Below are 5209 nucleotides of genomic sequence, written 5' to 3'. Positions count from 1 at the left end.
GTCATCAGCTTAGCACCATAAACAAACGTGCCGAAAGAAGTTGGGCAAGGGCAACAAAATAAAAACCATTCTAAAATTAGAATGGTTTTTATTTTGTTGAAGGTGGAGATTTTCTGAAATGAAATGAAAGAAAATACAACCTGTTCCTTGCGGAACTTCTAGCAGTTAATGATTATAAAAACAGAACTTGTTGTTCACAATTTAGACACATTTGTGAACAAGTTTTGATACCTATATATATAAGAGTAAGAAAGAAAAAAAAAAAAAGTCAGTCATATCAAGGGTTTGCAAGGGGGGGACCGTGTCGATATGGACACACTAGTGTGTCATTATCGACACGGTCATATGTTCGCATTAATGAAAAAAAAAAGAAATGCAAGAGCATTTCTTAAAAAAAGTAGATAGGTAAATTATGTATTTCCGAAGAGCCTTCAACCTTAAAATTTCGTAAAATATCTTTAAAAATATGTTTTGTCACTTTATCAATTCTTTCTTTTTTACCACAACAAATGATATTAGGATTCATTAACCAAGTTCGTTTTGTACAAATCCGCCCTGTTTCATCTCTAAAACCACTTTCAGCACATGCTAAAATCCCTTTTCTTTTTAAAATCTTCATCATTTTACTCAAAGCTTCTCTTTGTCGACCTAATTCATTAGCTAGATATTGAACAGATGCACTGTTGATTGCATCAGGATCTATTTGATTATCTAAAATATTTTTTTCAATTAAAACATTTGTCCCCACCTCTAAAAATAACATTAAATCTAATAACAATGCCTTTTCAGATGTTGTCAAATATTTAATTTTCACTAAATATAATAATGTTACATGTATAACTTGAGAAAATTCGACTTTAGCAAATTTATCTCTTTTACGCCCAATGTAATACTCATTACCCGTTAAATCTTGTAAAGTCTCTAATGCTTGTCCTAACTGTTCTTCTTGTAAACTAGTATAATGTTTATTATTTATTTTCTCTTGTTTTTTCACATCTCTTTTTCTTGCATTATCTTCAGCTTGATTTAATATTTGTCTAAATCCATCAGGATTTGTCATACAATTTTCTCCTCTTCCTAGTATTTACAACTAGCAAAGAGACTTTTCTTTTGATATTATATACTTAGAAACTAAATCTTAGGATTCTTAATTTCTTAAAACTCTAACAATCTAGTTAAAATGAAAAAAGCCTCTTTCCTATAATTGTAGTGTGGTAACTCAATTATAGCATAAAGGGCTTTTTTTGTTCTATTTTGTCTGAAAATTTCACATTTTAACTTTTAAAAAACTTACATATCTTTTTAAACCCATATCACATATAAAAAGTACTATACCAACAACCAACATTTCTAATAATATAATCAATATTTTTGATATCATAACAAATTCAATCCACTGTAAAATAGAATTAAGTATTAAAGTTCCAATTAAAACTACACTTGCAATACCTACGGTTACTAAAACAAAACTAAAATTATTAAATTCGTGAAAATCCATTTTTGCATAGGATAAAATAAATAAAAGTCCTAAAACAAACAATAAAACACTATAATCCCAAATAGTTGCCATAAAAAGAAAAATAAAACAAGAAATACATATATACATAATTCTTTTTATAAATAACAATACTCTCACCCTCCTTGTATATTAAATATAACATTTTTTCTTTATATTCTGAATATTGATTTTAAATTGAAAATACTGTAAAATCAATCTGGCTAATAAATAAAATAGGAGAGATTTTTATGAAAAAAATAATTACTAGTTCTTTATGTTCTGCATTACTATTAACCTGTTTAGGAACAAATTCGACCGTTGCTGCTGAAATTGCTAATACATCAAATTTAGAAATTCAATATCCTACCACAAACTTATTTGAATACAACTTTAATAATGTTTCTTTCTCAAGTCCCGAACCGTTAACAGAAACACACATTCAAACATTATATACTCTAATTAATCCCATAACTGAAAACAAAAAAACTTCTGTAATCCAATATGGACCAGCATATCCAGGGGATAGTGGAATAATTGTAGATGGACCATTTTATAAAACTTATACAAATAAAGATGTACGTGCAGTAATTTCTGCTGTTTCTTGGTTAGTAGCTGAAAGATTTAAATTACCAAAAGCTGTTTCTGGTATGTTAGCAGCTGGTACATTTCAAGCTACTGAACTAATTGGACCTACATATGTTGGTACTTGGACATATAAAGCTTACGACAACAAAGCAAATAAATATAGATTGTATGCTACTGTAGTTCACTATAAACATTCAAATTACACTGGACCGATAAAAGTTCAAACTTATCCAATAGGTTGGCTATAAAACTTTCTATCTCTTTATCCGCTACCTTAATACTCAAAAAAAGCCGTTTCCTTATGGGAGCGAGCCTCTACCCTTGTAACCCAAAGATGCAGGGGGCGGGGGGGAAATTCGCTCCCGCCCCCCACACCTTCGGATTATACGACAAGGGTTCTCTCTTCTCCCAAAAGACTACGTTTTTTTTTCCGTCTTAACCGCTCTGTAACATTCTTTTTATTCTCGTTCTTTTCTTTCTTGTTCCATGCTATACTTTTCTTGTACATGTAAAATGGTTTACAACTCTATTAGTGTTTCGTACTATTTACTCACTCAGCTTAAGAAAAAAGCCAATTCCCCGTGTAAGTGGAATTGGCTTTTTTTCGGTTCATTCGTACAACAACTTGAACCCATTTTCATTTTCGAATGTAGCTGTATAAGTATATCATATATTCTGTTATTTTCAGAACGCCTTATAAACTAAGGTCTCTATCTTGTTCTTTATCTTTTATTTGTATCTGTACTTTTTCCCTTTGTTTTTGTTGTTTCCATACCTTCGGTAACTCTTTTACTGGTGTTTCTACTAATCGTTCTAGATACGCTTCTTTATATTGTTCTGGTCGATATCCAATTCCTTTTATTAGGTTTTGTCCTTTTTGAAATAAAGGAGAGGGGTTATCTTTTTTTACTGAAAAAGCATATTGAATTTCTGTTACCGATGGATCTAATTTCTGCACCATTTGTTCTAAACGATTCACAACTATTTCTGGATCTCTTTCAAACTCCTCTTCTACTTTTTTTCGAAATTGTTGTTCTTGATATTGTACTTGTCTCCAAATTTGCTGAAAGATTTCTCCATGAAGTGAAACATCTACATAATATCCTTCTTGTAATCGTTTTTTATTGACTAACGCATCTACACAATACTCTTTTACTTTTTCTAAACTATATCCTTCTCGAAAATACAGCGTATGATCTGTATTATCAACAACAGCTATTTCCTTTTCTTTTTTTTCTAGTACTGTTGGATTCCATCCAGAAAATCTAGGGTACACTTTGGCTACCATCTCTTTTAAAACATGTACCGTTCTTTGTGGACGTTTTTGAAAATAGCGTTCTACTGTTTGTTTAAATTCTTTCATTCTTTTTTGAAATTGTTCCAGCAACTCATACAATCCTGCCTGTTTTACTATACCTCGTATTTCCTTTTCATTTTCTGTTGCTATTTCATATAACTGTTCCCAAGTCTTACTTGTTTCTTTTACTTTTTTATATTCTTCCGCTAAGCGTGTATTTTCTTGCTTTCCTATCCCTATTTCACTTTCTAATTCCTGAATTCTTACGTCTTTCTCTTGTATTGTTTGTGTTGTTCTTTCTTTCCAGTGCTTTATTTCCTGTTTTTGTACAATTGATTCTTTTGCCCATTGTTTCAAATCCTGCACATCTTGTTGCCGTAATCGTACTGTTCCTTGTTCTAGCAAATTCAACACCGGTAAATTTAATACAGCATGTTTTTCTACTGCTTCAATTTCATCTACTTTATGTATCTCTTTATATATTTCCATTATCTCTCGTTTTAAGGTGTCTATTTCACTTTCTAACGATTTTTTATCACTTTCTAGTACTTTGGTATTCTCTAACACTCCCTCAGCCTTCATGCGTCCCATTTCGACGTGTCTGCGTGAACTTGAAATCCCACGTTTTAATTCAAATCCATTTTCGACCATATGCTTTTGAAAATTGTCCTGCAGCGCAATCAATTGCTGTCGTTTTCCAAAGTATTCTTTTGCAGATAATCGTCCATCTTCTGTGATTGGTACGATGGCACAATGCATATGTGGTGTCATCTCATCTTTATGAACCGTTGCATGAATCACATTTTGTTCTCCATATTCCTGTTTGACAAAGTCTAATGCTGTTTCAAAGAATTTTCGTTCTCTGTCTGGTGTAAGCTCCTCGAAAAACTCCCTGTCACTTGTAATGAGAAACTCACACATAATGACAGCATCTCTTCGCACCGTTCGTGCGACTCGCTCCGCGATTTTCTCCTCAATGATCTTGTTATAATCAATATTTTGATTGTTTACTAAATCATAGTTTAATTCTTGCGCCCCAGGAATTATATCTGGATTTGTTTGACTCTCTCGTTCCCTTTGATGGTGAAACTGCAACCCCTTAATATCACCTTGCTTGAATTTTTGCATACGAATTATGGCATAGCTCATGACGAAATCATACCCACCTTTCTCCCATTGACGAGAACTGTCGAATTAAGAGCAGTGTAACACACTACACTTTGCAAGCAAAGTTCCATGTGTAAAGGGGGTAACCCCCCTTTCAAAATCCCCCTATTTTTGGCTAACGCCAAAAGGGATCGCGTCGTCGCTTTTGCGACTTTCTCTCTCCCTGCGAAGAACTCTTGTCTTCGACAATTCTTCGCCAAAAAAATCAAAACCAACAGACAAAATTCCCTACAATTCTCTTGACACCAATTTTCATTTTTTCACATATCTATATCTAAATCAGCGATCATTCTCACTATGGATATGTTTCATTTATAGTCACCTTTATACACAAAAAGAGGCCTCCTACATTTCATAGAAGACCTCTTTTTTCATATGCACGACTTTTAACAACTATACAGACTAGAAAGTACTCATATATAAGGTATCATATTTATTTATACTTTTGCTAGGAATTATGCAATATTGCATAATTCCTAAGAACTTATGTTTAAGAGGGTTTCCCTTTACTTTTTTGGAAGAAGCTAGCTGGGGGTTTGGGGGCTAGCCCCCATGATTTGCGTATCAAACTAAAATATACGTGAGATATTGGAACGATAGCATAAGCGGTTCGGCACGTATAATATTATGTGTAAGCTGAAGAATATAATATTTCCTTTTTT

General features: G+C 32.6%; 4 protein-coding genes. 1 reads left to right on the top strand and 3 read right to left on the bottom strand.

All coding sequences use genetic code 11. The annotated features are described in order from the left end of the window. Positions 1 to 388 precede the first annotated feature (388 nt). Both MHH55_RS36170 and MHH55_RS36165 read right to left on the bottom strand, forming a co-directional pair. Positions 389 to 1060, bottom strand: a complete 672-nt coding sequence (locus MHH55_RS36170; RefSeq protein ID WP_078187993.1) for a MarR family transcriptional regulator — start codon at positions 1058 to 1060, stop codon at positions 389 to 391. A gap of 207 nt (positions 1061 to 1267) precedes the next feature. Next, positions 1268 to 1627 (bottom strand): hypothetical protein, encoded by a 360-nt coding sequence (locus tag MHH55_RS36165; protein ID WP_078187994.1) that lies wholly within the window; start codon positions 1625 to 1627, stop codon positions 1268 to 1270. Positions 1628 to 1746: 119 nt separating this feature from the next. On the opposite strand from MHH55_RS36165, the gene MHH55_RS36160 reads away from it, so the two are divergent. Next, entirely contained in the window at positions 1747 to 2331 is a 585-nt protein-coding gene (locus tag MHH55_RS36160) for a hypothetical protein (protein ID WP_078187995.1), read from the top strand. A 446-nt stretch (positions 2332 to 2777) separates the two neighbouring features. On the opposite strand, the gene mobV is transcribed toward MHH55_RS36160, so the two are convergent. Beyond that, complete coding sequence (gene mobV / locus MHH55_RS36155) at positions 2778 to 4529, bottom strand: MobV family relaxase (RefSeq protein WP_254849805.1); 1752 nt, start codon at positions 4527 to 4529, stop codon at positions 2778 to 2780. Between the last annotated feature and the right edge of the window lie 680 nt (positions 4530 to 5209).

It is taken from the genome of Bacillus sp. FSL K6-2944, from assembly GCF_038005385.1.
In the GTDB taxonomy this organism is placed as follows: Bacteria; Bacillota; Bacilli; order Bacillales; family Bacillaceae_G; genus Bacillus_A; species Bacillus_A cereus.
Note: the sequence above shows the minus strand (reverse complement) of the source record. Positions and strands in the feature narration are given on the sequence as shown.